Source organism: Streptomyces sp. NPDC004561, from assembly GCF_053602155.1.
The window spans coordinates 1-1,633 of sequence record NZ_JBSGDB010000877.1; the positions used below are offsets into that span (position 1 = coordinate 1).

General features: G+C 72.7%; 2 protein-coding genes. Both read right to left on the minus strand.

The window, feature by feature from the left end:
• Positions 1-199, minus strand: a 199-nt coding sequence (locus ACWEN3_RS46315; RefSeq protein ID WP_452984433.1) for a LysR family transcriptional regulator, incomplete at its 3' end; no start/stop codon positions are given.
• A 217-nt stretch (positions 200-416) separates the two neighbouring features.
• Positions 417-1,565 carry a cystathionine gamma-lyase gene (locus ACWEN3_RS46320; protein WP_452984435.1) on the minus strand — a complete coding sequence of 383 codons (1,149 nt, stop codon included), beginning with the start codon at positions 1,563-1,565 and terminating at the stop codon, positions 417-419.
• Positions 1,566-1,633 lie beyond the last annotated feature (68 nt).

Sequence of the window (1,633 nt, forward strand, 5' to 3'; positions counted from 1 at the left end):
TGTGGGCGAGTTCGTCGCCGATGGTCGTCGGGGTCACCCCGCGGGCCTGGCGGAGGAAGAGGGGCTTGCCCAGCTGGCGTTCCAGGGTGCGGATCTGCGAGGTGACGGCGGGCTGGGAGAGCCCGAGCAGAGCCGCGGCACGCGTGAAGGAGCCGGCCCGGTGCACGGTGACGAAGGTGCGCAGCAAGGCCAGATCCATGGCGTGCCCTCCCCTGTCCCTGCCCTCCTCCGGCCCCCAGGCAGGCATCAACTATAAATAAGTCGATAGGTCTCTGTCGCTAGCGTGATTGGACACTGACGCAGAGTCAACTAGCCTGGTTCGCGCGGTTCTTCGCGCGTGGAACCGTAGACGGTCCGAGCCACGAGGGGGGAGGCTCGGACCGTCCCGCGACCTCGGCGAATGTACGCTTCCCTGCTCAGCCGGCGGACTCGTCCAGGGCGCGCAGGATGTCCGCCACCAGGTCCTCGGAGTCCTCGGCGCCGACGGACATCCGGATGAAGCCCTCCGGGACCGCGTCCCCGCCCCAGCGGCCACGGCGCTCGGCCGTGGAGCGCACCCCGCCGAAGCTCGTCGCGTCCTCCACCAGGCGCAGGGCCTCGAGAAAGCGCTCCGCACGCGCGCGCGTGGGCAGGGTGAAGGAGACGACACAGCCGTAGCGGCGCATCTGCCGCGCAGCGACCTCGTGCGAGGGATCGCCGGGCAGTCCCGGATAGCGCAGCCCGGACACCTCCGGTCGCTGCCGCAGGGCCTCCGCGACGGCGAGTGCGGTGGCGTTCTGCCGGTCGACGCGCAGCTGGAGCGTGGCGACGGACCGGTGTGCGAGCCAGGCCTCCATGGGCCCGGCGATCGCTCCGACGATCTTTCGCCAGCGGCGCACGGCGGCCATCGCCTCGGCGTCCCGGCCGGCGACATAGCCCAGCAGGACGTCCCCGTGCCCCGTGAGCTGCTTGGTGCCGCTGGCCACCGAGAAGTCGGCGCCCAGCTCAAGCGGGCGCTGTCCCAGCGGGGTGGCGAGGGTGTTGTCGACGGCCACCAAGGTGCCCTGCGCACGTGCCGCCGCCACCAGGCGCCGGATGTCGCACACGTCGAGCCCGGGGTTCGACGGGGACTCGATCCACAGCAGCCGGGCGCCTCCGAGGACCTCCAGCTGTGCGTCCCCGCCGGTGGGCGCGGTGCGCACCTCGACGCCGTAGGCCTCCAGCTGGGCGCGGACCAGCGGCAGCGCCTGGTAGCCGTCGGAGGGCAGCACGACCGCGTCCCCGGCGCCCAGCTGGGAGAACAGCACGGCGGAGATGGCGGCCATGCCGGAGGCGAACACCAGCGTCTCGACGTCCGCCCGCCCGGGCGCCTCCAGCTCGCCGATGGCACGCTCCAGCAGCGTCCAGGTCGGGTTGTCGTCGCGGCCGTAGGAGTACGGTCCCGTCACCTCGCCCGGCAGATGGAAGTGCGCGGCGAAGACGGGACCGGGCAGGGTCGGCTCGTGCTTGACCGGCTCGGGCAGCCCGGCCCGTACCGCGCGCGTGCCGTCGCCGGTACGGTCCTCGTCCTCGGTGGCGTCGCTCATGCGGCCCGTCCCTCCAGGTGTGCCCGTACGGCGGCGAGCAGGCCGGTGCTCGCTTCCTCCACCATCTC